At 60.7% G+C, this 23,383-nt stretch carries 28 protein-coding genes; 5 read left to right on the top strand and 23 right to left on the bottom strand.

The features are described 5' to 3' along the window. The first annotated feature begins 1 nt into the window (after position 1). Both J4721_RS14510 and J4721_RS14505 read left to right on the top strand, forming a co-directional pair. Positions 2-967, top strand: a complete 966-nt coding sequence (locus J4721_RS14510) for a M23 family metallopeptidase (protein WP_102873805.1) — start codon at positions 2-4, stop codon at positions 965-967. A gap of 200 nt (positions 968-1,167) precedes the next feature. Then, a complete protein-coding gene (locus J4721_RS14505; RefSeq protein WP_102859000.1) occupies positions 1,168-1,752 on the top strand; it encodes a DUF2087 domain-containing protein in 585 nt (194 codons plus the stop codon). A gap of 11 nt (positions 1,753-1,763) precedes the next feature. Here J4721_RS14505 and J4721_RS14500 read toward each other — a convergent pair whose 3' ends face one another. The 3 genes from J4721_RS14500 to J4721_RS14490 form a co-directional block, all read right to left on the bottom strand. After that, complete coding sequence (locus tag J4721_RS14500; RefSeq protein WP_102883818.1) at positions 1,764-3,731, bottom strand: peptidoglycan -binding protein; 1,968 nt, start codon at positions 3,729-3,731, stop codon at positions 1,764-1,766. Positions 3,732-3,734: 3 nt separating this feature from the next. Beyond that, positions 3,735-4,916 carry a hypothetical protein gene (locus J4721_RS14495; protein ID WP_014875423.1) on the bottom strand — a complete coding sequence of 394 codons (1,182 nt, stop codon included), beginning with the start codon at positions 4,914-4,916 and terminating at the stop codon, positions 3,735-3,737. 77 nt (positions 4,917-4,993) lie between these two features. Continuing rightward, the gene (locus J4721_RS14490) at positions 4,994-5,524 is read right to left on the bottom strand and encodes a gamma-glutamylcyclotransferase (protein WP_102873803.1); all 531 of its coding nucleotides are present in this window, start codon (positions 5,522-5,524) and stop codon (positions 4,994-4,996) included. A 67-nt stretch (positions 5,525-5,591) separates the two neighbouring features. On the opposite strand from J4721_RS14490, the gene J4721_RS14485 reads away from it, so the two are divergent. Beyond that, positions 5,592-6,593 carry a DUF2125 domain-containing protein gene (locus J4721_RS14485; RefSeq protein WP_247656135.1) on the top strand — a complete coding sequence of 334 codons (1,002 nt, stop codon included), beginning with the start codon at positions 5,592-5,594 and terminating at the stop codon, positions 6,591-6,593. Here J4721_RS14485 and J4721_RS14480 read toward each other — a convergent pair. From J4721_RS14480 to hisC, 3 genes are read right to left on the bottom strand one after another with little or no spacing between them, the layout of a single operon-like run. Continuing rightward, positions 6,590-7,453, bottom strand: a complete 864-nt coding sequence (locus J4721_RS14480) for an extensin family protein (RefSeq protein WP_211002998.1) — start codon at positions 7,451-7,453, stop codon at positions 6,590-6,592. The genes J4721_RS14485 and J4721_RS14480 overlap by 4 nt on opposite strands. Beyond that, the gene (locus J4721_RS14475; RefSeq protein WP_211002999.1) at positions 7,450-8,370 is read right to left on the bottom strand and encodes a prephenate/arogenate dehydrogenase family protein; all 921 of its coding nucleotides are present in this window, start codon (positions 8,368-8,370) and stop codon (positions 7,450-7,452) included. The genes J4721_RS14480 and J4721_RS14475 overlap by 4 nt, the downstream gene beginning before the upstream one ends. Beyond that, entirely contained in the window at positions 8,367-9,452 is a 1,086-nt protein-coding gene (hisC, locus tag J4721_RS14470) for a histidinol-phosphate transaminase (RefSeq protein ID WP_211003000.1), read from the bottom strand. The genes J4721_RS14475 and hisC overlap by 4 nt, the downstream gene beginning before the upstream one ends. Before the next feature lie 156 nt (positions 9,453-9,608). Here hisC and J4721_RS14465 point away from each other — a divergent pair, with 156 nt between their 5' ends. After that, positions 9,609-10,070 (top strand): Lrp/AsnC family transcriptional regulator, encoded by a 462-nt coding sequence (locus tag J4721_RS14465; RefSeq protein WP_014875429.1) that lies wholly within the window; start codon positions 9,609-9,611, stop codon positions 10,068-10,070. A gap of 42 nt (positions 10,071-10,112) precedes the next feature. Here the strand turns inward: J4721_RS14465 and J4721_RS14460 are convergent, their stop codons facing one another. The 10 genes from J4721_RS14460 to J4721_RS14415 form a co-directional block, all read right to left on the bottom strand. Then, positions 10,113-10,685, bottom strand: coding sequence for a PA14 domain-containing protein (locus tag J4721_RS14460; RefSeq protein WP_024096346.1), 573 nt, complete (start codon positions 10,683-10,685; stop codon positions 10,113-10,115). Between the two features lie 207 nt (positions 10,686-10,892). Next, positions 10,893-11,513: a 30S ribosomal protein S4 gene (rpsD, locus tag J4721_RS14455; RefSeq protein WP_014875431.1), complete on the bottom strand. Its 621-nt coding sequence runs from the start codon at positions 11,511-11,513 to the stop codon at positions 10,893-10,895. A gap of 247 nt (positions 11,514-11,760) precedes the next feature. Next, positions 11,761-12,837 (bottom strand): Hint domain-containing protein, encoded by a 1,077-nt coding sequence (locus J4721_RS14450; RefSeq protein WP_102914735.1) that lies wholly within the window; start codon positions 12,835-12,837, stop codon positions 11,761-11,763. Positions 12,838-13,317: 480 nt separating this feature from the next. Further along, entirely contained in the window at positions 13,318-13,683 is a 366-nt protein-coding gene (locus tag J4721_RS14445; RefSeq protein WP_211003001.1) for a cytochrome c family protein, read from the bottom strand. Between the two features lie 58 nt (positions 13,684-13,741). Next, a complete protein-coding gene (locus J4721_RS14440) occupies positions 13,742-14,233 on the bottom strand; it encodes a hypothetical protein (protein ID WP_102873798.1) in 492 nt (163 codons plus the stop codon). Beyond that, positions 14,233-15,060 carry a formate/nitrite transporter family protein gene (locus J4721_RS14435; protein WP_014875434.1) on the bottom strand — a complete coding sequence of 276 codons (828 nt, stop codon included), beginning with the start codon at positions 15,058-15,060 and terminating at the stop codon, positions 14,233-14,235. Before J4721_RS14435 ends, J4721_RS14440 begins: the two co-directional genes overlap by 1 nt. Positions 15,061-15,066: 6 nt before the next feature. Continuing rightward, entirely contained in the window at positions 15,067-15,627 is a 561-nt protein-coding gene (locus tag J4721_RS14430) for a hypothetical protein (protein WP_247656134.1), read from the bottom strand. Further along, on the bottom strand, positions 15,624-16,223 hold the full coding sequence (locus J4721_RS14425; protein ID WP_102855073.1) for an SCO family protein: 600 nt from the start codon (positions 16,221-16,223) through the stop codon (positions 15,624-15,626). The genes J4721_RS14430 and J4721_RS14425 overlap by 4 nt, the downstream gene beginning before the upstream one ends. Next, positions 16,223-17,695: a cbb3-type cytochrome c oxidase subunit I gene (locus J4721_RS14420; RefSeq protein ID WP_211003002.1), complete on the bottom strand. Its 1,473-nt coding sequence runs from the start codon at positions 17,693-17,695 to the stop codon at positions 16,223-16,225. Before J4721_RS14420 ends, J4721_RS14425 begins: the two co-directional genes overlap by 1 nt. Next, positions 17,696-18,205, bottom strand: coding sequence for a cytochrome C oxidase subunit I (locus J4721_RS14415; protein ID WP_211003003.1), 510 nt, complete (start codon positions 18,203-18,205; stop codon positions 17,696-17,698). 107 nt (positions 18,206-18,312) lie between these two features. Here J4721_RS14415 and J4721_RS14410 point away from each other — a divergent pair, with 107 nt between their 5' ends. Further along, positions 18,313-18,768, top strand: coding sequence for an Rrf2 family transcriptional regulator (locus J4721_RS14410; RefSeq protein ID WP_014875439.1), 456 nt, complete (start codon positions 18,313-18,315; stop codon positions 18,766-18,768). A gap of 44 nt (positions 18,769-18,812) precedes the next feature. Here J4721_RS14410 and J4721_RS14405 read toward each other — a convergent pair whose 3' ends face one another. From J4721_RS14405 to J4721_RS14375, 7 genes are read right to left on the bottom strand one after another with little or no spacing between them, the layout of a single operon-like run. Next, the gene (locus tag J4721_RS14405) at positions 18,813-18,977 is read right to left on the bottom strand and encodes a hypothetical protein (protein ID WP_211003004.1); all 165 of its coding nucleotides are present in this window, start codon (positions 18,975-18,977) and stop codon (positions 18,813-18,815) included. Continuing rightward, the gene (gene ccoP, locus J4721_RS14400) at positions 18,964-19,836 is read right to left on the bottom strand and encodes a cytochrome-c oxidase, cbb3-type subunit III (protein WP_211003005.1); all 873 of its coding nucleotides are present in this window, start codon (positions 19,834-19,836) and stop codon (positions 18,964-18,966) included. The genes J4721_RS14405 and ccoP overlap by 14 nt, the downstream gene beginning before the upstream one ends. Beyond that, positions 19,827-19,994, bottom strand: a complete 168-nt coding sequence (locus tag J4721_RS14395; protein ID WP_014875441.1) for a cbb3-type cytochrome c oxidase subunit 3 — start codon at positions 19,992-19,994, stop codon at positions 19,827-19,829. The genes ccoP and J4721_RS14395 overlap by 10 nt, the downstream gene beginning before the upstream one ends. Further along, positions 19,991-20,722: a cytochrome-c oxidase, cbb3-type subunit II gene (ccoO, locus tag J4721_RS14390; RefSeq protein ID WP_211003006.1), complete on the bottom strand. Its 732-nt coding sequence runs from the start codon at positions 20,720-20,722 to the stop codon at positions 19,991-19,993. Before ccoO ends, J4721_RS14395 begins: the two co-directional genes overlap by 4 nt. Before the next feature lie 5 nt (positions 20,723-20,727). Then, positions 20,728-22,347: a cytochrome-c oxidase, cbb3-type subunit I gene (gene ccoN, locus J4721_RS14385; RefSeq protein ID WP_211003007.1), complete on the bottom strand. Its 1,620-nt coding sequence runs from the start codon at positions 22,345-22,347 to the stop codon at positions 20,728-20,730. After that, positions 22,337-22,627, bottom strand: a complete 291-nt coding sequence (locus J4721_RS14380; RefSeq protein WP_014875444.1) for a DUF1971 domain-containing protein — start codon at positions 22,625-22,627, stop codon at positions 22,337-22,339. Before J4721_RS14380 ends, ccoN begins: the two co-directional genes overlap by 11 nt. Beyond that, the gene (locus tag J4721_RS14375) at positions 22,628-23,365 is read right to left on the bottom strand and encodes a DUF2189 domain-containing protein (RefSeq protein ID WP_102870307.1); all 738 of its coding nucleotides are present in this window, start codon (positions 23,363-23,365) and stop codon (positions 22,628-22,630) included. Positions 23,366-23,383 lie beyond the last annotated feature (18 nt).

Genomic DNA, 23,383 nt, shown 5'->3' with positions numbered 1-23,383 from the left:
CATGCGGCTTCTGCCTTTGGCATTTATCTCATCGCTCGCCGCGCCAGTCGCGGCGAGCGATCTCGTTCTGGATTGGCCCGTTGACTGCACTTTGGGCGACAGCTGCCAGATCCAGCAATATGTCGACCGCGCATTGGGACCGGCAACACAGGACTTCACCTGCAACCCACTTACCTACGATGGGCACAAGGGCACCGACATTGCCCTGCCCTATCTCAGCGATATGAATGCTGGCGTCACCGTCTTCGCCGCTGCGGATGGCACCGTGGTCGGCAGCCGCGACGGGATGGAGGATCGCTATTCCACCGGCCCCGGCGATCCAGCCATTAAGGGGCGCGAATGCGGCAACGGGGTTCTGCTGCGCCATGGTGAGGGTTGGGAAACCCAGTACTGCCATATGAAACGCGGCTCCATTCTTGTGCAGTCAGGCGACAAGGTCACCGCAGGCACCCCACTGGGGCAGATCGGCCTTTCCGGCAACACCCAGTTCCCGCATCTGCACCTCTCCGTGCGCAAGGATGGCAAAACTGTTGATCCGTTTGGACCCCGCATGGAGCAAAACTGCGGCACTGACATAGGCGCGCCGCTCTGGGCGGACGACATCACCTATCAGGCCGGCGGCTTTCTCGGCAGTGGGTTTGCCGATCATGTCCCGAAATTCGCCGCCATCAAGGCCGGAACAGCGGATCAGGCCCCCCTGCCCGCCGGATCAGGCGCAGTGGTGTTCTGGGCCTATGCCTTCGGCTCGCGCAGTGGTGATCAGCTGATGCTGCGGATCGACGGGCCGGATGGCCCCGTTCTGGAGCAGACTGAACGGCTGGAAAAGACCCAAGCACAATTGTTTCGCGCGGCCGGCAAACGGATCCACGGTGTCGGGCTACAACCCGGTCGCTACACCGCCACTGCGACGCTGCTGCGTGACGGAGAGGTCATTGATGACCACCGGCAGGACATGACCGTTGAATAGAGGGAGGGCCATGGCAAAGCCCTCTTGGCCTCGCCTTGGTGACGCGCTAATCTAAGGCCACGGTCGGCAGACACCGAGGCGTCGCTGCTCCTGCAAGGGAGAGCTAAACCTGCCATCCAATCGAACGGTTTCCATTGCAGATGGCGCCGCGTCGTCAAGCCAGCGACCAACGACCAGGACGGGCGCCGATTGGATGCAATATGACCCGCAAATCTCTCCCCTTACAGGTCGATGACCTGTCGCATTTCTCCCGTGCTCTGGCCCGTCAATTGGGGGAGGCCAGCCCGCCCCATCTGACGCTGATGAATATGCTGGCACGCGCCGCCGGATTTCAGAACCTGCAACACCAGCGCGCCGTGCAGGCCGCTGCTGGTCGTCTGGCGCAGGCCAAGACGGCTGCACCCGCCGATCACCGGCTGATCGAACGCACGCTCACCCAATTTGATGCTTCGGGACGGTTGCTGCGCTGGCCCTCCCGGCGGGCGGTGCAGACGCTGGCGCTCTTTGGTCTGTGGGCGGTATTCCCGACTGACACATTGCTAAGCGAGGCGGAGGTGAACAGGATCCTGCTGGCCGAACATGATTTCAAGGATCCCGCGACCCTGCGGCGGACGATGATTTCCTGTGGACTGCTGACGCGTCAGCGGGATGGCAGCAACTACAGGCGGATTGAGCAGGAACCACCGACTGAGGCCAAAGCGCTGATCTCCCGCCTGTCGGCGCGGCGCAAACAACGGCCTGAGCCGACAGCTGCCCGGCCAGTGAGCAGACCGCCAAAGCGATAATACAGGCCCGGTCAGCGCTCGGTGAACTTCAGCTCAATCCGCCGGTTCTGCGCCCGGGCCACCGCCGTCGGCGCAGGGTTCACCGGCTGATACTCACCAAACCCATTGGCAGACAGGCGTTCGGGCGGAATGCCCAGCGCCTGCACCATGTAGCGTACAACCGACAAGGCGCGGCCCTGGCTTAGCTCCCAGTTGTCGGCAAATTTCGGATGGATACCAAGCGGCGTGTCGTCGGTGTGACCATCCACACGGATGATCCAGTTGATCTCAGGCGGGATCGCCGCCGCAACAGCCTGCAGGATACCCGCGACCTTGCCAATTTCCGCCCGCCCGGCCGGTGACAGATCTGCGCTCCCAGGGGAAAACAATACCTCAGAGGCAAAGACAAAGCGGTCCCCCTCGATCCGGACCCCCTCCTGATTGCCCAGAACATCCCGCAGGCGGCCGAAGAATTCCGACCGGTATTGTTCCAGATCCTGGGCCTTGCTGCTCAGCTGCTCTGCTTCGGCTTCCAGTCGCTTGCGCTCGCTCTCTTCAAGCAGACGGCGGCGGCGTTCCTCTGCGGCGGCCCGCGCCAGTGCTGCATTCAGATCCTGGCCGAGGTTCTGCATCTGCACCGATTGTGCGGCGTCACGGGCCTTGTAGTCATCCAGCAGCGTCTGCAACCCGCCGAGCTGCTCTCGCAGTGCCGCAACCTGCTGGTTCAGCAGTGCCGTCTGTCGCTGCGCTTCCTCCGAAACCGCCTGCTCCGTACTGAGGCTCGCACGGGCCTGCGCCAGCAGGGCTGCACGCTGTTCGGCGAGGCTGGCCAGCTCTGCGGCTTCCACAGCCCGCTCTTCGCCCTCCGTCAGCGCTGCCAGCAGACGTTGTTGCAGCACCTCCCGGTCGGCGGCGGCGGCATTAGCCTGTTCCAGCTTAGACAAAGCCTCTAGCAGACGCTGTTCTGTCTCGGCCTGCGCTGCTGCTGTATTTTCCAGCTCAGATGTTGCCGCGTCCCGGCTCTCACGCAACTGATCCAGCTCTGCCTGCAAGGCGGCGACCTGTGCATCGGCGCTGGTCTGCGTGGTTTCCAACTGCGCCAGAACACGCGTGAGACGCTCGGCCAATGCGTCGCGGTCCGCGTTTGCGGCCTTTGCGACATCCAGCGCTTCCAGCACGTCCGCCAGCTGCGCATCCAGTTGCCCCTTGGCGGTTTCCGCTGCCGCCAGCAACGTCAGCGTATCTTCAGCGGCCTGACGCTGTTCTTCCAGCGCCAGTGTCATCGCCGTCAATTCCGCGTCTGCCGTCTTCAGCCGATCACGCAGCGCCTCCGCGGCAGCCGCCTCGGCAAGACGGGCCGCCTCAGCGTCGGTTAGGTCAGCTTCCAACTGCGAGACTGCTGCGGTTGCCTCAGACGCCTGCCCTTCGAGATCGGCGACAAGCGCTTCCAGTGCCTCCCGCCTGGCTGCGGCAAGGCGCGCGACCTCAGTCTGGGCATCGATTTCATCGCGACTGGCCGCAAGAGCCTGCGACAGCGCGTCCCGCTCCCCTTCCAGATCGCTCTGCGCCGCCTGCAACGCCGCGCGCTGCGCGGTCAGATCACTGATGGTGGCGTTGGCTTCCTGCTGTTGCAGCAGCAACTGGGCGACCTGTGCCTCAAAATCACTGATCTCGCCCTGCGCTGCTGCAAGCTCTGCTTCCGCAGTTTCCAACGCACCCTGGGTGGTCCCAAGCGTGGCCGACAGCGCACCGAGCCGGGCCTGTAACTGGCTGTTCGCTCGCTCTTCGAGGCCCAGCGCATCGGCCAGCGCCCCCACCTCCGCTGCCAGCTCATCCAGCTGGCTTTCCTGCCCGGAAATCGTCTCCCGCAGGACAAATTGGACCACCATGAAAATGGTCAGGAGGAACATCAGGACCAGCAGCAACCCGGTCATCGCATCCACAAATCCCGGCCAGATTGAGGCCTGAAAACGCTGTCCGGTGCGACGTGACAGGGCCATGGCTTAATCCTCAGATCCGCGCGCGCTGCGGCCCAATCCACGCGGTCTGGCAAAGGCTTTGACCAAGAGGTCGATATCTTTGCGCAACTCGGCAAGGCTTTCCTGACGACCGGCCGAGATTTCCTCAAGAATGCGCAACATCTGCACATCGATGGAGCGCAGCCGCATCCGGCTTTCGGCGTCCAGACCGACATCCCCCTGAGCGCGCATCAGCTCGGTCAGGGCCTCCTGCCCGACGGCCACCCGCTCAAGCGCGCGCGCCGTGCCTTCGGACTGATCCTGCCGCCGGTTCATGTCGGTGATCGCATCCACCAGTGCGGATAGCTTCTGATCCACCCCGGCGCGCCCTTCAGAGGATTGCACAAACATCGCCTGCAGCGCATCCATTTGCTCGGTCATACTGTCCAGCACCCCGGCGAGGGCGCTATTGTCACCGCCGCCCGTTTCCTCACCAGAGGAAAAACTGACCCGGGTGAAGGAGGAAAGCCATTCCTCAAGTTCCCGGTAGAAGCGATTCTGACCATGGCCCGCAAACAGCTCCAGCAAGCCAACGATCAGCGATCCCGCCAAGCCCAGCAATGAGGAGGCAAAGGCAACGCCCATACCGCCCAGCTGCGCCTCCAGCCCGGTCATCAGGCGATTGAATACCGCAATACCCTCTTCTCCCTCCTGCGGAGCAAGGCTGCGAATGGTGTCCACCACCGCAGGTACTGTGGTGGCCAGGCCGTAGAATGTCCCCAAAAGGCCAAGGAAAATCAGCAGGTTCACGATGTAGCGTGTGATCTCGCGTTCTTCGTCGATGCGGGTGGCAACGGAATCCAGGATCGACCGGGTCGAAGAAGACCCCAGCTGCATCCGCGCCCCGCGTGAGCGCAGCAGAGAGGCCAGCGGCGCCAGCATCGACGGCGGACGAACATCCTCTCTGGCGACCCCGGCAGCGAACGCCTCGATCCAGCGCACCGACCCGATCAGCTGCAGCACCTGCCAAAAACAGGCCATCACACCAAAGACAAACACCAGGCCGATAAAGCCGTTGAGCCAGGGGTTGGCCTCGAACACCGGCAAGACCCGCGGCAGCGCCACGAATGCCCCAAACCCCGACAGCCCGAGGGCAATCAGCATCATGATGATCTGGCGTACCGGTTGGGAAAACTGCGGCCTGCTTTCGCGGTCTGGCTGCGCCATAGCTGTGGCTCCTGACACTTTTTTGGTGTTCTTGCAGAACCGGAGCCTATAGGCAAAACCTCAGAAGAGCCAAGGCTTTATGATGCAAGGTCCCGCACACGCGCCGACAGCCAATCCAAATCAGCATCGCGCAACCCGATCTCGGCCAGATGCTCCGCAGTATTGAAGAGGTATTCGGTATTGGGACCACGCCCGCCGACCGCCTCCGCAATGATCCGCGCCTGAGTTTCCAGACTGATGCCACCACAGTATTGATTATGATCCGGGTCGATCACATAGGTGACGGCCGTCACCTCACCACCACTGGCCAACTGGACAGTCAGATCTTTTTCCACATAGGCCGAGGAGATCAGCTCCCGCGCCCGCAGTTCCAGCAATGTCTGTTCTTCGTGGCCAGCCTCGACCGCCAGCGCGATCCCCGTGCAGGCGGCACCATCTATCGCGTCCAGTGCCAGAACCAGACCCGGCTTCTCCTCACTGCCGCGATGATGGATGGATTTCATGCAGAAGGACCGGGCATAACCCGGCAGAGTAGCCACTTCGCGGCGGGCCACCGGAAAGCCCGGGTTCCACAACAAAGATCCGTATCCAAATACCCACATGGTCATGACGCTGGCCCTTTTTCGATCGCGGTCTATAAACATCAAATCCCACGTCCAGAAAAGAGGCCGAATGATGATCCGATGGACAAAACTGCTGCTGATCGTGGTCTGCAGCTGGAGCCTCTACTGGACTATCGCGGGCTGGGGCCTGCGTCAGGGGCTCAACGAGTGGTTTGCCGAGCAGCGGCGACAGGGCTGGCAGGCCGACTACGGGGCGCTGCGCACCTCGGGCTTTCCGCTTTATCATCATCATCGCATCACCACCCCCACCCTCGCTGACCCGGGCACCGGCACCGCATGGCGCGCCGACTGGCTGGATATCCGCAGCCTGGCACTCTGGCCCGGCACGCTGACGCTGCATCTGCCACCGACACCACAGCGGCTGTCATATTTCGATGAGACGGCGATCCTTCAGGCAAACGGGCTACAGGCCGATTTGCGGCTGGCCCCCGGATCTGCACGGGAGTTGGAACAGCTACACATCACCGCCGGCCCCTGGACGGTACGCAGTGATGGCAACACCGATCTTGGCGCGCAGGCCTTTCAGCTGGATATGACCCAGACCGACGCGTCAAACCGCTACCAGATCCGCGCAGATGCGGTTGGCCTGGCTCCACATCCGCTCCTGCGCCAGCGTCTTGCCGCAACAGAGGGGCTGCCCGAACGGCTGGACACAGTCATTGCCGAGATGACGGTCACCTTCGATACACGCTGGGACCGCAATGCGATTGAACTGCGGCGCCCGCAACCCCGCCACATCAAACTCCATCTCGCCGAAGCCCGCTGGGGACCAATGCGGATCAAAGCCACTGGTGAAATCAGCCTTGATGAAACCGGCCTGCCGGAGGGCGACCTCGCACTGCAGGTCGAGAACTGGCAGGACATCCTGCAATTGGCAGAGACAGCAGGCAACCTACCGCCCCGCGCACGCGCAGGCATCGAACAGGTGCTGCAGATCTTCGCCGGTCTTGGCGGAAATCACCGGGACCTTGATCTGCCGCTGACGCTCAAATCCGGCTATGTCGCGCTCGGGCCATTGCCAATTGGCCCGGCGCCACGTCTGGTCCTGCGTTAACGGCAGTATGGGCCGCCGCGATGGCGCGCCACATCCAGATGGAAATGGTCCAGATGGTAGCGATCTGACAGCGGCCCCAGAACGGTGCCAAACGGACCACAGGCACCTTTCCACATCTTGCGCAGCCCCTTCCGCGTGGCGCGCGCGGTCCAGCCTTTCAGCACGGTAATCACCTTGCCGCTTTCCAGTGCAAAGCCTGAGATATCAATCGCCTTGCCGCGACCGTGTTCGGAAATCTTGGCGCCTGGCCGATTGTTGCGGGTGCGGCAGGAATAATGCGCCGCCACCCGCAGAGAGACGACTTTGTCGCGGCGGCCAAAGGCTTTGATCACATCGCGTTCGACCCATTTCTTGAGCGCGCGCGCGGTGTCGCAGGTCATCACCGACTGCTGGCTGAGCGTCACCCCGGCGACCGAGCGAACGCGCACGGCATTCTTTGCCCCACAGCCGTTCAGCCGACCGGGCACGGTACCAACCTTGCTGCCCTGAATATCGATATCGCCGCAGACAGAGGTCTTGCGGCGTTTGCGTTTGCCGAACAGGATTTTTTCCGCCAGATCACCGGGCCGCAAATGTGGACGCAGAGAGGCGTCGGGCCCTGCGGGCACAAGCGGCAGGCTCAGCGCGGCCAGGGCGATAGCTTGCTCCGACTGCGGACGCGATTGAGGCCGCAGCTCCGCAGTAACGGAGAGCGCAGCAGCTGTCACCGTCGCGCCCGACACCAGATCGGGGCGCGCATTGGGCCGCAGGGAGGTTTCCGGTGCATTGGCTGCCGTAGCACCGGCGCTGGCCGCGATCAGAGCGGTCAGCCCACCTGCGATTGAGAGGGCCCTCAGCCCAGCCGTCCAGCCGCGTCTCATGACTTGGTCTCGCGGCCGAAGTTCGGTGCGGCCGTATCCTGCCCCGCCTCGATAATGCCGCGGCGGATGGCGCGGGTGCGGGTGAAATATTGATGCAAATGTTCGCCGTCCCCGGTGCGGATCGCCCGTTGCAGGGCAAACAGTTCCTCCGTGAAACGGCCCAAAATCTCCAGAGTCGCATCCTTGTTGGTCAGGAAGACATCGCGCCACATGGTCGGATCGGAGGCCGCAATCCGGGTAAAGTCCCGAAACCCCGCAGCCGAATATTTGATCACCTCACTGTCGGTCACCCGACGCAGATCGTCAGCGACCCCAACCATTGTATAAGCGATCAGATGCGGCGCGTGGGAGGTGACAGCCAGAACCAGATCATGGTGATCGGCATCCATCTCATCAACATTGGCGCCCATCCCCTCCCAGAGCTGCCGTAAGCGATCCACCGGCGGGCGATCGCTGCCTTCGACCGGCACCAGTAAGCACCAGCGATTGTCATAAAGCTCGGCAAATCCCGCCTCGGGTCCGGAATGTTCCGTCCCGGCCAATGGGTGCGCGGGCACAAAATGCACGCCCTCAGGGATATGGGGCTGCACCGCGTCGATCACATGGCGTTTGACCGACCCCACGTCGGAAACCGTGGCACCGGGTTTCAGCACCGGCGCAATGTCCGCCATCACAGCATCCATCGCCCCCACGGGTACGCAGAGCACGACCAGATCAGCGTCCTGCGCCGCCTCCGCAGCCGTATCGCAGATACGATCACACAAGTTGATCCGGCGGGCGGTGTCGCGGGTCTCAGCGCTGCGGGCATAGCCGGTGATCTCGCTTGCCAGCCCGCCACGGCGAATGGCATGCGCCATGGACGAGGCAATCAGGCCAAGACCAATCAGCGCGATGCGGTTGTAGATCGGCGCGCTCATGCTGCGCCATCCTTGAACGCTTTCACCGCCGCAACCAACGCGTTGCAGGCGGTCTCATCCCCGACGGTAATCCGCAAAGCAGCAGGCAGTTTATAGCCTGTCACCCGACGCACAATCAGTCCGCGCGACTGAAGAAATGCGTCACAGGCGCCGGCCTCTTCCGGGCTGGCGAAACGCGCCAGAATGAAGTTGGCACAAGAGGTATCAGAGGGCACCCCCAGTTCCGCCAGCGCCTCCGCCAGCCATGTGCGCCATTTGGCGTTTTCCAGGCGGCAGTGCTCCGTGTAGTCGGTATCGCGCACCGCAGCCTCTGCCCCGGCCAGCGCAGTGGAGGAGAGGTTGAACGGCCCCCGCACCCGGTTCAGCACGTCGATGATCGGCTTCGGCGCATACCCCCAGCCAACCCGCGCGCCACCCAGCCCGTAGATCTTGGAGAAAGTGCGCGTCATCACGACATTGTCGCGGTTGGCGACCAGCGCGGCACCAGCGTCATACCCTTCGACATATTCCGCATAGGCTCCATCCAGCACCAGAAGCGCGCCCTTGGGCAGACCATCGGCGAGACGCGCCAGATCAGCCATGCCGATCATGGTGCCTGTGGGGTTGTTCGGATTGGCGATGAACACCAGCCGCGTGCGTTCGGTGCATCCAGCCAACAACGCGTCCACATCCGTAACACGATCGCGCTCCGCCACCTCAACCGGTGTCGCCCCGACGGCAAGTGCGCTGATGCGATACATGGCAAAGCCATGCTCGGTGAACAGAACCTCATCTCCCGGACCCGCATAGGCCTGACAGAGAAAGGTGATGATCTCGTCACTGCCGGCACCGCAGATGATCTGTTCCATCGGCAGGCCGTAGACCTCGCCAATGGCCTGTCGCAGGCCACTGTGATCCGAGCTTGGATATCGATGCATCTCGGAAACCGCCGCCTGCATTGCCTCAATGGCTTTCGGGCTTGGCCCAAGCGGGTTTTCATTGGAGGAGAGCTTGGTCACATTGCTCATCCCCTTCACATGGGCAGCCCCACCCTCATAGAGAGCGATATCCAGAATGCCAGGCTGCGGCGCGATGTGGGTCATGATAGATGCTCCTTAGATGCCGCTTCGTAATAACCACCTTGACCGCAATGGGAAAGCGGCAAGACGTCCCGCTTTCGGTTGCAGTGTTGCGGTTCCGGGCTGCACCGCAACACTGAGCGATTGAACTCCCGTTTGCCCCCTGCCTATGATGGCGCCATGACGCACAAGCTGGACCACATAGATCTTGCCCTGCTGCGCGCGCTGCAGCGCGACGCAAGCCTCTCTCAACGCGATCTAGCAGAGCAGGTCGGCCTGTCGCAGAACGCCTGTTGGCGACGGCTGAAAACCCTCGGGGAAAGCGGCCTGATGCAAGGCACCACCGCCCGGCTCGATCGCAAACAGCTGGGGCTGGATCTGGTGGTTTTTGTGATGTTGCGCACGCGGCATCATTCGGCGGACTGGCTGCAGACCTTCCGCCGCCATGTGCTGACCATCCCTGAGGTGGTGGATTTTCACCGCATTGGCGGGGACTATGACTACCAGCTTAAGGTCGTGACCGAGGATATGGCGAGTTACGACAAAGTCTACCAGCGCCTGATCGAAGGGGTCGAGCTGGACAGCGTCACCTCATATTTCGCGATGGAAGCCATCGCAGAGGGGCGCCCGCTGCCATTGTAACGGCGGGCACCACCCCTGTGGCATCATGATCGCCGCCCTCTGTTACCTGCCAAAGGCCTTGTTCGGCATCCAGGTTACACGGCTGCCTTCCGGTCCCATCCGCATATGCAGGCAAGAGGTGTTCAGCCGCTGGAAATACAGCACCTGTAGCGGATACCAGCCCGCCTTGGGCACCTCCACCTTCTGGGCAAAGGTCTCCTGACAGGTCTGGCGGCCATCGAACTTGCCGACAACCTTGCCGCCAATCACCGCACGCATCCCGTCATTGGTCAGAAAATCGATGGTATAAATGCCCGGCGCATCAAACCGCACATAGCCGCGAATATCCGCCGCGACATTTTCAGAACGTTTCGAGGTCAGCGCCTTCTGCCCAATGCTGGTATCGCGATAGTCCAACCCTTTGAGCGGCGGACCGGCTTCCGCACCTGCCTCCAGCGCCTTGGCTGCGCTGCGCAGGGTTTTCACATCATCGGGATAGGCATAGCGCACCGACAGACCGGGCTTCAGCCCTCGGGGCTGCGGATCCGCCGGTGTCAGGCGCAGAGGGGCGGCCCATGTCAATGTTGCCGTCACAGCCGCCATCGCAGCCAACCCCAGAATACGGGTCATCTTCATCGTCTACCTTCCTGTTCCATGGCCTCTGAACGGGCCTCTGGGGACAGGATAGGTCTGTGAAGGGGCAGCTGACAATCGCTAATGCCAATGGCGCAAGCCCGGCAAGGCAACCACGAGACAGCCAAAACCACAGTGACAGCCCCAAGAACGAAAAAAGGGGCCGCCCGATGGCAGCCCCTTCTCTGTCTCGTCCGGTTGGAACAGGACTTAGTTCTTGGCGTAGAATTCTACGACCAGGTTCGGTTCCATGACAACCGGGTACGGCACGTCGGAGAGGCCCGGTGCGCGCACGAAAGTGGCGGTCATTTTGGAGTGATCGGCTTCAACGTAGTCAGGCACGTCACGCTCGGCCAGCTGAACAGCTTCCAGCAGCGCGGTCATTTGCTTGGACTTCTCACGAACCTCGATCACATCGCCTTCCTTCACGCGGTAGGAGGGGATGTTCACGCGCTTGCCGTTGACCAGAACGTGACCGTGGTTCACGAACTGACGAGCCGCAAAAACGGTTGCAACAAACTTGGCGCGGTAGACAACCGCGTCCAGGCGGCGCTCCAGCAGACCAATGAGGTTTTCACCGGTGTCGCCTTTTACACGCTCAGCTTCGGAGTAGATGCGACGGAACTGCTTCTCGGTCAGGTCGCCGTAGTAACCTTTCAGCTTCTGCTTGGCGCGCAGCTGGATACCGAAATCGGACAGCTTGCCCTTGCGGCGCTGACCGTGCTGGCCGGGGCCGTATTCACGACGGTTCACCGGGGACTTCGGACGACCCCAGATGTTTTCGCCCATACGGCGGTCAATTTTGTACTTGGCAGACGTGCGTTTGGTCACGGCTGATCTCCTTCAGTTTATATCGCAACCAAATGGCTGCATCGAAGGGCGTTGTCCTCTTGCTCCGCGTTGCACTCACTCGCGCGCCTCGGGCATGACAGGCATTCCCTTGCGGGAGCCACCAACACCAATGAAGCCGCGTGTATAGACGAGGGCTGGAGAGAGTCAACCAGCTTTTCCTACGCTATGCCCTGCTCCGAAAAACCGGGCAATATCCAAGGTTCTGCACCTTTGGATCCGCAACGGATCAGGCGGCTGCGTGACGCAGGATTGCCGCCTCCGGCTGGCTGAGATTACGCCGTGCAAAATCGCCATATCGCATCGGATCCACCTCCAGATCCGGCAGCACCTGCAACAGGCGCGTCCGGTCTTCACAGCGCAGCGCACTCAGCGCGGCCTGGGCCGGGTGAAAACTCTCCGTCTCCACCCCATTCGCCCAAAGAACCTGATGATCCGACAGCAACAGATGGATATAGGTGACCTCACGCAACTGGGTATCGACAGCAATATCGCGCCCGTTGATCAGATCACGCGCCGCAACCAGCACCTCGGACGTGTTGAACAGGCTCTGCACATGCGGCCCACGCAACAACACGCGGTGACTGGGCGAGACCAGAAGATCGGCATCTGGCCGCTGCATGCCAAGCGCGCCGCCGCTGATCCGCACCGGACGCAGTTCAGGCGTCACAAACAGGCGCGCGCCAGTCATGCGCCGCGCACCGATCCACTGGATCTGCTGGGCACCGCTGTCGCGGGTCTGAATCCAGTCCCCTTCCTGCAAGTGTTCGACCGGCACCCCACCTGCGGGGGTGCGCAAAATCGTGCCGGGCGTAAAACAGATCACCCCGGTATGGGATGTCACGCCAGCCCGCTCGCAGCCCTCAAGCCGCACATCCACAACCCAGAGATCCGTATCCTGCGGCGGATGGCAATCCACGAACATCAGCAGGGGACGCTGCCCCTGCCCCACCTCGATCAGGGTAACAGTGTAATTGCGCAACCCGTCCGTGACCACAAAATGGCGATCCCGCAGCACCGTCCCGGCCTCCGGCTCCGCAGCCTGCGAACCCGTTTCGTCAGCCTTGGGATCTATCGCCAGCCCCACCAACCGGCGAACGCTGCGCGCCGCGCTGCGCCGCAAATCACGCTCTCCGTCGCTTTGCTCCAGCTGCAAAATATTCCCCGGCCCGTCAACGCGCAACGGTGCTCCACCCCATCGCCAGCTGGCCCCCGCCGCCACTGCAGACACCGGTGCCCCCGGCAGACCATCAATCTCAGTCTGCCCCCACGAAATGACATAGGTGCCTCGAAAGCCTGTTTGCATATACTCGACTGCCTGCCTGCGGCGGTTTTTTGTTAAGTCAACGTTAACAGAACCGGTTCCGATGCAAAAGCACTTCACAGACAGCGCGCGTTGCCAGCGGCGCCGATGCCACAGCGCGCCGCCAGGCGTTGAGACCTAACGTCAGACCATGCCCCCAACCGTCTGCCACCTGTTCCTGTCGCCGTCGCACCAGTCGGGCCCTACGCGTGGGTCTTTGCGCAGTTTAACGCAGGATGCTTCGACAGTGCTTACGGTGCTATGCGTTCGAACACGTAGAGCACCCGCTGGTGCGGGCGCAATGTTGTTGCATTTAGTGTTGTGATTTGGTTGCGGGAGCAGGATTTGGACACTGTTTCACCCAAGCCCGATAACCTTCAGTCTACAACGCGGCCCAGAAGTGAAGCCGGGCCCTTCTGAACAAATGTTCCAGCCAACTACTCATCAGAATAGCAGAGTAGTCGGCCAGATTTTTTAAAAACGCTAATTCAGTGTTTTTAGGTATGCCAACAGGTCGCTGATCTGCTGTTCCTTTTTCAATCCCGGGAAGGCCATCTTTGTGCCTGGAAGATGTTTCTTTGGTGCCGCTAGGAATCCCGTCAGCTGTTCCTCGTCCCAAAAGAATTCCGCCTCCTGCATAGCAGAGGAGTATTTGTACCCTTCGACCGCCCCCGCGGGCCTACCCCAGATACCAAACATTGTCGGCCCGACTTTCTTCTTACCCTCCTCCACTGCATGGCAGGCGGCACATTTCTTGAACACTTTTTCACCTGCGGCAGCATCACCATCTGCCGCTGCGGCTTGGCCACTGCCAATTGCTAGGAAAACGGCCAGTAGAATGTTCCTCATCACTTCGTTCCTTTCGTGGTATTGACATCAATCATTGAGTGTTTTGGGTGAGATAGTCTTAGGCGCGGCTCCTTGCTGAGAGCGGGCGCATGGCTTGGGAACCAGCCCAAACGAGGCAAGCGGCCTTCACGACCTCAGCTGCGATGTAAACCAAATGAAGCGAGCTTTCTTTCACCGGCTGACCTGCAATGATGGCCAGAGTGCGCTCGTCCAGAACTGGCAGGATCCACAATCTTTGCAGAGCAAAAGCTGCAAACACCGCAACCAATTGCCAGCTGGCCATCCGCTTGGAGGCAAGGAGCAGGGCCAAAACGAGAAAGGCGCAAACTGCTTCAGCCACCCCCAGCCATTGAAATTGCATTCGGCCCACATCCAGGGCCACCGGCAAAGTAAGAGAGGGTGCCTGAAATTTGGCCGGCGCTGCAATCAGGTTTCCGGCAATCGCCGCTCCGGACCATATGAAGATGATCGCAGCCATAGGCTTAGCCACATCAATCGGAGACTGCCCGGCAAAGGTTTCCAAACCGCTTCTGTCCGCGAAAAAACCCATCAGTGCGCCTCCTTCTCACTCTGAAGAACTGCGTCGCTTGCGGTCGCGGTCCGCATCTGCGGTTTGGAAGCCGCACGCCAGTACCCGTAGCCCATGATCCCCGCACCCGCAAAAGCGTTGCCCAGAGTGACGAAAGTGAGGTTATGAGCCGCACCCGCCAGCGAGATGCTCTCCGGGTGATCGGACAGCAAGGCAACCGAGAAGACCGTCATATTGGCGACGCTGTGCTCGAAACCCGCAGCAATGAATGCATAGAGGCACCAGAAGATGACGATGCATTTGGTTACATCATCCTTGGACCGTGCCGCACACCACAAGGCGAGGCAGACCAGCCAGTTGCACAGAACCGCTTTGGCGAATAGCTGCGGTGCTGATCCGTGCATCTTCTTGGCGGCGACCTTGTACAGAAGCGCGTCTTCGCCGGCGCCCAGGATCAGGCCCCCGCCCCCTATCACAAACAACGCCGCCAGAAGTATCGCGCCAACCAGGTTGCCCGACCAACTTGCCGCCCAGCAGCAGGCAAGGTCTTTCAGGCTGCTGGTGCCGGTCAGCAATCCATGCGTCATATACATGGTGTGGCCGGTAAACAGCTCCGCTCCGGCAAAGACCACCAGCGTCAGTGCGATGCCAAAGCTTGCCCCCATGACAATCGGGCGGAAGGCCCCCTCGACGCCCTGCCCCACCGAAAAGATCAATAGGATTCCTGCGCCAACAAAGGCGCCGGCCTTGAGCGCCAGGATCAGGAAAGCCAGTGGATCGGTGCGCAGGTTCTGGCTTTTCTTCTGCGCCAGCTGCGCAAACCCAAGAACAGTGTCGGAATAAGTCATGTCAGTTCATGCTCCGCATTTGGTGCATCCGTCAGTGCTCAGCGGCAGCCAGCGCGGATGTCCGAACAAAACCGGGATGGCCCAAAGGCAGGCCAGAGCCGCGGCAAGATAAAGAAAGGCAAAGCCAAGATCCTGCTGCGCGGACACCAGATAAGAATTACAGATGCGGACAGGCGCATGAGTGTAAAGGAAACCCAAGACCCCCAGCATCGACAACGCATTGGCCTTAATAAACCCGCGTAGGATCGGACCCAACCAAGGCCAGGACAGCCGCAGAGGCAGTCCCAGCAACAATGGCAGCGATACATATTTGGCCAGCTCGCCCGCTGGCGTCAGCGCCCAGTCCACATTGAGCGGCAGCATCCAGAACAGTAAGGCCGTCAGGGCTGTCAGAAGCAGCGGCACTGCCCAGTGGCGCGGCACACTCAACTGCCACCCGGCCACCGCTCCAGCCAGCACCAGCAAGGGCATCTGCACCAAAACATGCTGAATCGGACTGCTAACAGCTGCCTCCCGCATGGCAACGGCTTCGGCCAATGCAAGCAGTCCCAGGCAAATCATCCTCATGGCTGAACCTCCTGCAGATGGGCAGCCACCGCTTCCACCGCATCAGTATCAAAGACAGCCGAGAACCGGCCGCTGCCGTCAATCACATGGATTGCCGCGTTGTGCTGGTAGCCGCCCCATTCATCAGGGATGACTGTCACATCAAACAATTCCAGAAGCCCATCCAAGTCACTTTCTTCCGGCCGGGCGACGGTCCACACTGCGCCATCTGCCTCATGGGCATCGCCGTAGATGGCCATCTGCTCCGGAGTGTCCCGCTGCGGGTCAAAGCTAACTGAGATCAGCCGTGCCTTCACATCCTGAGCCTGCAACCGGCCGCGGACCTCGGCAAAATCTGTCGCCGCGATCTGGCAGATGTCACCGCAGACCGTGTAGATGAACTCAACCAGCACCACCTCGCCCTCCTGCGGCAGCAGCGGCACGCGCTGGCCGGACATGTCTTCCAGTATCACACCCGGCACCGGGCGGGGCGACCGGGCGACGTCCAGCCGCCGGGCCGTTTCGCTTGTGAAGGCGCGCGCACCGTCCGTGGCGTGCCACAGGATCCCGCCGCCGATCAGGGCGGCGAGAAATGATGGGAATGCGCGCGCCAGCATCAGTTGCTGCTCCGGCCCAAGCGCGCCACAAACCGCAGCACAAAGATCAGGGTTCCCAGCACCACCAGCGCGCTGAAGGCTGTACCGATGCGGTCATGAGTAAGCCATTCCTCGTAATGCACCGCCCAGCGACGCGGGATTGAGGCGGCACCGGAGAACAGGAAGACGATGACAAACCCGGCAGCGCCAGCGAGATAGGTGGCAAAAGCCGCGCGGTCCAAGCCGCCCATCTCGGCAATGGCCTTGCCGCGCACCAGCCAGGCCATGAAGCCGAAGGCCATCGCAACTTCACCCAGCAACAAGTAGGTGTGGAAATGGCCCGGCACCCACATGGTGTTGTGCATCACCTTATTGACGCTGATCATCCCATCGATCGACGCCGGGATCGACCCTACTGACCAACCCGCCACCGACAAGACCAGAAGCGAAGAGGCCAGATCCCAGGTCATTTTCGATCCGCGCACATAGAGGAAGGTGGAAAAGGCCGTAACTGCGATCAGAGGAATGCCGCTGAAGTAGGAGACCAACTGTCCCACCACCAGCATCCAGGGCGGCATTACCACATCCTGCAGCAGGTGGTGCCAGTAGACCGCCATCACGAAGATCAGCACCGCATTCCAGGCGATCGCGAACACCCGGTTCGATTTCCAAGGGCGACCGGTGTATTCCGGCAGGATCTCGTAGACTGCGGTCACCGCCATGTAGATCGAGGCGTTGATGAAGACATGGCCGAAGAAATAGATCAGATTCTTGGCCAAGAGCGCATTGACCTCAAACCCCGGCACCAAGAGATGCACCAGGCTGGCCACCAGAACGGCCGCACCCAGGATGATGCCGATAGAGTTGAAGATGGTGACGGCTGCCGCAGCAACAATGGTCGGCGGCGGCGGGTTGTTGTCTTCGCGGCCCAGGATCAGGTTCCAGCCCAGCGCCCGCGCCAGGCTGCCATATCGCGCATGGATCTGGCGCCCCAGCTCAAGATAGTAGAGCAGGAAACCGACACCGATCGACACATAACCCAGCATGAAGGCCGCGGCAGCCCCAGCCTCCCAGGCGCCGCCGGACATGGCGGGCAGCGGGAATAGGAAGGTCCAGGCACCGCCAAATCCGCCGATGAAGATCGCGCCCAGGATCAGCACAACACCCAGCAGGAACAGGCCGAGAAAGGCCCAGAAGATACCGGCGGTCAGTACGACGTAACGACCGCAAAAATACCACATGATGGCGGCCCCTGAGAGCGCAGCGGTACCAACCATGCCCGCGCCATGGGCTGTCAGGATTTGATAGAAAAGCGTCGGATCCAGTTCTATCCACTGGCCCTGAGCGGCACGCATGATCAGCCCGAAGACCATCATCAGCGCGAAAACCGCACCTGACAGGATCATGGTCAGCTTGACAGCGCCGGCCTGAGGATGGGGCTGAGGCCCGGCAGCAGCCCGATCAGCCACTGCAGATTCAGATACAGTGTTCATTTATTCCTCCACCGCTACAACTTCGAATTCATTGACCATGTCGTGGTGGGCCACCCCGCAGAACTCCATGCACAGGAGCTGGTAGCTGCCCGGTTCGGTGAACGTATAGGTGACCTTGGTTGTGTAACCGGGAATCGCTTGGACCTGGGTCAGCAGCGTCAGCTCACTGTCATAGATACCCATGCCGTGGGTAACGTCCTCGGTCGTGACGTTGAAGTTGACCGGCTTCCCAGCCGGAATTTCGGTGGTGTCGATATCCCACCACCACTGACCGCCACTGACACTCACTTCCAGCGCATCGCCGGTACTGGCCAACGCGTGCGGCCAGCTGCGCAGAGAGCCTACGGACACGATTACACCGAGAATCACCATCGCCCAAATCAGGCCGGTGCGTTTGCTGTTGGCATTTGGCCCGGGGGCTTCGCCCTGCGAAGCCCTGGCTGCCATGTAGAAGACCGCTGACAGCAATGCCATCAGGATCAGCGAGATCAAAAGAACAACTGGCTGCATGTGCCGCCCCCTTTAATAAGTATTTATAATGCTTATTATTGAAGAGCGCCGATACATGTCAATGAAATACGTATTTCCAATACGTGTTTTTTGTGAGAAGAGTGCTTATGCAGATTTCAAAGTTTTCAGACTACGCACTTCGCATCCTGATCCACCTCTCCACCCATGAGGAGGGGCTAATGTCTACGCGTGAAATTGCGGAGATGCAGAAGCTGCCCTTCAACCACCTGGCCAAGATTTCCCAATGGCTGACTCATGAGGGCTACGTGGAATCAGTGCGCGGGCGCAACGGGGGCATGCGGATGGCACTGCCGCCGGAGGCTATATCAATCGGCGGGCTGCTGCGTAAGTCCGAGCGCGGCACACCGCTGGTTGAGTGCATGAAGGAAGATGGCGGCTGCTGCGTGATGACCCCGGCCTGCGGCCTATTGCCGATCCTGACCGAGGCACAGGAAGTGTTCTTTGCCGCACTAGACAGCAAGACCCTGCAGAATGTTCTCGAAGGAAACCGAGGAATGAAGAACCTGATTCGGGCGTTGGAAGCTGGCCGAGGCGCTGCTTGAAGCCATTCATACGCAAAATATTTGCGTATCATTCTGCAAACTACCTACTTGGCAGCCCCCGAAATCGCGCCCTCCAGAGACTGATTTTCCCACGCGTCGAAGGCCACCGACAGGTGCCAGGCCTTGAAGCCGATGTACCCGGTCAGCAAGGCCAGTATCAGCAGATACATAGCCCTGCGGAACCGTGGGTTTTCCTCAGCCTGGGGCATTTTCGCCGTTCCACAACAGGTAAAGCGTCAGCATCCGGATCTGCATATCGCTCAGGCGACCTTCCCAGGCAGGCATGACACCTTGCCTTCCGTAGTAGATACTCTGGTAGATGCCTTCCCTGCCGCCGCCGTAGATCCAATGGCCATCTCCCAGATTCGGCGCACCGTTTTCATAGCCTCCGCGACCGTCTTCGCCGTGGCAGGCGGCACAGTTTTCTTCAAAGACTGCCCTGCCCGCCTCAGCCGCCTCTGCATCATGCTCTTGACCGGAAAGCGACAGCACAAATTCCGTCACCTCCTTGACCTGCGGCTTTTCGATCATCCCATCCGCCCCAAAGGCCAGCATCTGGGCGATGCGGGTCTCATCATGTGCCGCATTGATGCCATAGCGGATCGTATATTCGATCTCCTCCGGCGATCCCGACCACAGCCAATGGCCGTCAGCCAGATTCGGAAAGCCAGGCTGCCCCTTCAGATTTTCCGTATGGCAAGCGGCGCAATTGTCTGCATAAAGCTTGGAAATGGCCGCGCCATAGCGCTCCTCCAGCGACGAATCGGCGGCCATCGCTTCAATATCCTCCGATGTGAAAGGCGAGAAAGCTTGTTCGCGGTCCGCCTCTGCTTCCTTCAGTGAGGCCATGACTTCAGCCCTTGAGGAATACCCGAGCGCCCCTTTGGCGTAGTCCCTCACAGCGGGAAAAGACGGGTAGAACACCCAAAATACGGCGGCCACTGCAATACTGCCCCACAGCGACCATCGGGCGGCCCAAGGGACCGGCGTGTCCAGTTCCTTGATCCCGTCCCACTCGTGACCAGTCAAGTCCGTACCCGAGACCGGATCCTTTTCTCTTAGCGCCATGGTTGGTCCTCCCGCCCATCCAGCGGAGACTGCGCCGCATCGTCATACATGCGGCGCCGCGATGGCCAGTAGACCCAGACCACGGCCGCCAAGAATACACTCAGCAGATAGATAGCGCCCCAGGTTTTGGAGAAGACCAGAACTGCATCATGGGTCATCGGTTAACCTCCTCGGGGTTCAAAGAATCGAAATCAACGAGCGTTCCCAGCATCTGCAGGTAGGCCACCAGCGCATCCATTTCTGTCAGACTTCCGGGCTGGCCGTCGAAATCGCGCACCTGCACATTTGCGCCGTAACTCTCCTGCAGCTCGCCTTCGTAATTCTGCTCGAAATCTGCCTGCCAGACCGCGTCCTTTTCGGCATTTTCGATCTGCGCTTCTGTGTAGGGTACCCCTGCCCGGCTCAGCGCCTTCAGTGCGGCGGGCAAGTGACCGGTCTGCAGCCTGTTTTCGGACAGAAAGGCATAGCCGGGCATCACAGATCCGGGGACCAGTTCACGCGGCGCCTCCAGATGCGCCACATGCCAGTCGTCCGAGTATTTGCGGCCGATCCGGGCCAGATCAGGCCCGGTGCGCTTCGAGCCCCATTGGAACGGGTGGTCATACATGCTCTCGGCGGCCAGGCTGTAGTGCCCGTAACGCTCCACGTCCGAGCGCAGGGTACGGATCATCTGGCTGTGGCAGGCATAGCACCCCTCGCGCACATAGATGTCGCGCCCGGCCAGTTCCAATGGCGTATAGGGCCGCATGCCTTCGACTTCCTCCACCGTGTTTTCGATTGTAAACAGCGGTGCAATTTCGACAATGCCGCCGATCGAGGCCACCAGCAGGATCATCATGGCAAATCCCAGCGAGTGGCGTTCAAGTTTCTGGTGTGCTGTGCTCATGGGCGTTACTCCGCAGGCTGAGCCAAGGGCCCGGTTTGCCGGGATTGTGTTTTCCGCGGACCGCTCACCGTCATGTAGATGTTGTAGGCACCGATGCAGGCCCCGATCAGATAGAGCAAACCGCCGACTGCACGTGCCACATAGTAGGGGTGCATCTCGATCACACTGTCGAGGAAGGAATAGAGGAAAGCGCCATCCGCATCATAGGTCTGCCACATCAGCGATTGTGTAATGCCGCTGTTCCACATCGCACCGACGTAGATCAGCGTACCTGAGAGGGCGAGCCAGAAGTGCCAGGCCTCCAGTTTCAGCGAATAGACGCCCTCGCGTTTCCAGACCCAAGGCACCATTTTGTACATGGCGCCAAAGGTGATAAAGGCCACCCAGCCAAGCGCCCCCGCATGCACATGGCCCACGGTCCAGTCAGTATAATGGCTCAGCGAATTGACGGGACGGATCGCCATGAAGGAGCCTTCAAACGTCGACAGCCCGTAGAACAGGATCGCCACCATCATGAAGCGCACAGCCGGATCGGTGCGCACCTTGTCCCAGGCGCCGTTGATCGTCAGGATACCATTGAAGACCGAGGCCCAGCTGGGCACCAGCAGGATGATCGACATGCTCATGCCCAGGTACTGCACCCAATCCGGCAGCGCCGTGTAATGCAGGTGGTGCGACCCGGCCCAGAGGTAGAGAAAGGTGATCCCCCAGAAGCCGACTATTGACATCCGATAGGAATAGACCGGCCGGTTCACCGCCTTGGGCAGAAAATAGTAGAGCATACCCAGGAAGCCTGCGGTCAGCAGGAACCCGACCGCATTATGGCCGTACCACCACTGCGTCATCGCATCCTGGGTGCCGGCAAACAGCGAATAGCTCTTGGGGTAGGCAATCGAGACCGGAACCGAGAGGTTGTTCACCGTGTGCAGCATTGCAATCACCACGATGAAAGCGAGATAGTACCAGTTGGCCACATAAATATGCGGCTCAGCTCGCCGTGCCAGGGTCCTGAGGTACAGGGTCAGATAGCCAACCCAGACCACCAGCAGCAATAGGTCTGCATACCATTCCGGTTCAGCGTATTCCTTGGACTGAGTGATGCCCATCGGGTAGCCTGATGCAGCCAGCACCAGGAACAGGTTATACCCCCAAAACACTAGCCATGGCAGCGTCTCGCTGGCCAGCCGTGCCCGCGAGGTCCGCTGCACCACATAAAAGGAGGTGGCGATCAGCGCGTTGCCCCCAAAGCCGAAGATAACGCCGGAGGTATGCACCGGCCGCAGCCGTCCGAAGTTGGACCAGGACATATCGCCGTTAAGCGACGGGATGGCCAGTTGCCACGCAAGAATGTCACCAACGGCAAAACCGATTATTCCCCAGATCAAAGCAGCAATGACACCGAAGCGGATGACTTTGTCGTTATACTCTAAAGGCACCTCTCCCGGCCCGTCACTGACCCGGTTCAGCATCCACATGATGCCCCAGCCTGCAGCCAGCGCGATCAGCCAGCCGTGCAGCACGTAGCCCAGCGGAACGCCCCAGCCCAGAATGGCAAGCCCGCCCAAGAGCACGGCAAATAAAGCGCCGAAAATGACGCCATCCTCTATGCTTAGATTACGTTGCATCGGATACCTCCTGCCGATGGAACCGGACTTCGAATTCCACTGCGCCAAGCGCCTCGACCGAATGTACTTCCTGCGGGGCAAAGATGGCGGTTCCGCCCGCTTCGACAATCACCTCCGCCTTGTCTTCACGCCGGAACAGCAGCCGGCCGCTGTGCACCGCCAACTGACCCCAGACGCCCGCCTTGGTGCTGTGATCCTTACGCAATTTCTCCGGAAGGGTGTCCTGCGTAAACCGCGAGGTGGCGTAATGCACCGCGCCTTTGGGAAGAGCCTCAGCCATTCATGCATCTCCATGGAACAGATCCGCGTAGGCATGCCAGGTGGCATAGCCAAGCAGCGGAAAGACAATTGCAAGCCCCAGCAACCCGGTCAGAATGCCCAGGGCGGTCAGGAAGGTGATGGCAGCGCCCCACCAGACGCAGAGCCGGAAATTATGGGTGGCCGCATTGAAGCTCAGCCCCATGGCCGAGAAGCCGTCGATCTCGCGATCCACCAGCATCGGCACTGAAAACGCCGAGACCGCAAAGCCAAGCGCTGCAAACAGCCCGCCCGTCAGCGAACCCGCGATCATCAGCACCCACCCCGCCTGCGTGCTGAGCAGCAATTGCAGGGTTTCGATGAAACCGGCAAAGGGACGCAGACCGTACACAATGGCAAACAGCACCGTGGCCGCGCGGATCCAGGTCAGGGCAAAGACCATCAGGATGGCCCCCACCAGCGCGATCTGCCCTTTTGAGGCTACCTCGCGCCGCCCGCGGGCCACAGCGTAGAGCCCAACCGTTGCAACCGGCCCGATCAGCACCCCGCCCGCCAGCAGCGGCAGCAACATCCAGCCGGTCCCGCTCGCTGAAAGAAGCCAGATTAAAGTCCACCCCCCTAGAACCAGTGCCATCCCGTACACAAGGGAAAACCCGGGGTTTGCGCGCAGATCCCGCCAACCGGCAACCAGCCAGCGCTTCACCACCTGCCCCGGATCCTCCTGGATCACCCTTGCTTTGGAATAGACGCCTGCAGTCATTTTTCGTCTCTCCTTTTG

The organism is Phaeobacter sp. HS011, assembly GCF_018101215.1.
In the GTDB taxonomy this organism is placed as follows: domain Bacteria; phylum Pseudomonadota; class Alphaproteobacteria; order Rhodobacterales; family Rhodobacteraceae; genus Phaeobacter; species Phaeobacter inhibens.
Note: the sequence above shows the minus strand (reverse complement) of the source record. Positions and strands in the feature narration are given on the sequence as shown.

Coding starts and splice junctions, on each gene's coding strand:
- J4721_RS14375 (WP_102870307.1), bottom strand. CDS start 23,365: ATGACTGCAGGCGTCTATTCCAAAGCAAGGGTGATCCAGGAGGATCCG.
- J4721_RS14465 (WP_014875429.1), top strand. CDS start 9,609: ATGACGCACAAGCTGGACCACATAGATCTTGCCCTGCTGCGCGCGCTG.
- J4721_RS14410 (WP_014875439.1), top strand. CDS start 18,313: ATGCAGATTTCAAAGTTTTCAGACTACGCACTTCGCATCCTGATCCAC.
- hisC (WP_211003000.1), bottom strand. CDS start 9,452: ATGACCCACATCGCGCCGCAGCCTGGCATTCTGGATATCGCTCTCTAT.
- J4721_RS14440 (WP_102873798.1), bottom strand. CDS start 14,233: ATGGGTTTTTTCGCGGACAGAAGCGGTTTGGAAACCTTTGCCGGGCAG.
- J4721_RS14395 (WP_014875441.1), bottom strand. CDS start 19,994: ATGACCCATGATGCAGTTCTGGTCTTCTCCAAAACCTGGGGCGCTATC.
- J4721_RS14435 (WP_014875434.1), bottom strand. CDS start 15,060: ATGACTTATTCCGACACTGTTCTTGGGTTTGCGCAGCTGGCGCAGAAG.
- J4721_RS14445 (WP_211003001.1), bottom strand. CDS start 13,683: ATGAGGAACATTCTACTGGCCGTTTTCCTAGCAATTGGCAGTGGCCAA.
- ccoO (WP_211003006.1), bottom strand. CDS start 20,722: ATGAGCACAGCACACCAGAAACTTGAACGCCACTCGCTGGGATTTGCC.
- J4721_RS14505 (WP_102859000.1), top strand. CDS start 1,168: ATGACCCGCAAATCTCTCCCCTTACAGGTCGATGACCTGTCGCATTTC.
- J4721_RS14490 (WP_102873803.1), bottom strand. CDS start 5,524: ATGACCATGTGGGTATTTGGATACGGATCTTTGTTGTGGAACCCGGGC.
- J4721_RS14460 (WP_024096346.1), bottom strand. CDS start 10,685: ATGAAGATGACCCGTATTCTGGGGTTGGCTGCGATGGCGGCTGTGACG.
- J4721_RS14500 (WP_102883818.1), bottom strand. CDS start 3,731: ATGGCCCTGTCACGTCGCACCGGACAGCGTTTTCAGGCCTCAATCTGG.
- J4721_RS14485 (WP_247656135.1), top strand. CDS start 5,592: ATGATCCGATGGACAAAACTGCTGCTGATCGTGGTCTGCAGCTGGAGC.
- ccoN (WP_211003007.1), bottom strand. CDS start 22,347: ATGCAACGTAATCTAAGCATAGAGGATGGCGTCATTTTCGGCGCTTTA.
- J4721_RS14430 (WP_247656134.1), bottom strand. CDS start 15,627: ATGAGGATGATTTGCCTGGGACTGCTTGCATTGGCCGAAGCCGTTGCC.
- J4721_RS14380 (WP_014875444.1), bottom strand. CDS start 22,627: ATGGCTGAGGCTCTTCCCAAAGGCGCGGTGCATTACGCCACCTCGCGG.
- J4721_RS14510 (WP_102873805.1), top strand. CDS start 2: ATGCGGCTTCTGCCTTTGGCATTTATCTCATCGCTCGCCGCGCCAGTC.
- J4721_RS14450 (WP_102914735.1), bottom strand. CDS start 12,837: ATGCAAACAGGCTTTCGAGGCACCTATGTCATTTCGTGGGGGCAGACT.
- J4721_RS14420 (WP_211003002.1), bottom strand. CDS start 17,695: ATGAACACTGTATCTGAATCTGCAGTGGCTGATCGGGCTGCTGCCGGG.
- J4721_RS14495 (WP_014875423.1), bottom strand. CDS start 4,916: ATGGCGCAGCCAGACCGCGAAAGCAGGCCGCAGTTTTCCCAACCGGTA.
- J4721_RS14415 (WP_211003003.1), bottom strand. CDS start 18,205: ATGCAGCCAGTTGTTCTTTTGATCTCGCTGATCCTGATGGCATTGCTG.
- J4721_RS14475 (WP_211002999.1), bottom strand. CDS start 8,370: ATGAGCGCGCCGATCTACAACCGCATCGCGCTGATTGGTCTTGGCCTG.
- J4721_RS14480 (WP_211002998.1), bottom strand. CDS start 7,453: ATGAGACGCGGCTGGACGGCTGGGCTGAGGGCCCTCTCAATCGCAGGT.
- J4721_RS14405 (WP_211003004.1), bottom strand. CDS start 18,977: ATGCCCCAGGCTGAGGAAAACCCACGGTTCCGCAGGGCTATGTATCTG.
- J4721_RS14425 (WP_102855073.1), bottom strand. CDS start 16,223: ATGCTGGCGCGCGCATTCCCATCATTTCTCGCCGCCCTGATCGGCGGC.
- ccoP (WP_211003005.1), bottom strand. CDS start 19,836: ATGGCGCTAAGAGAAAAGGATCCGGTCTCGGGTACGGACTTGACTGGT.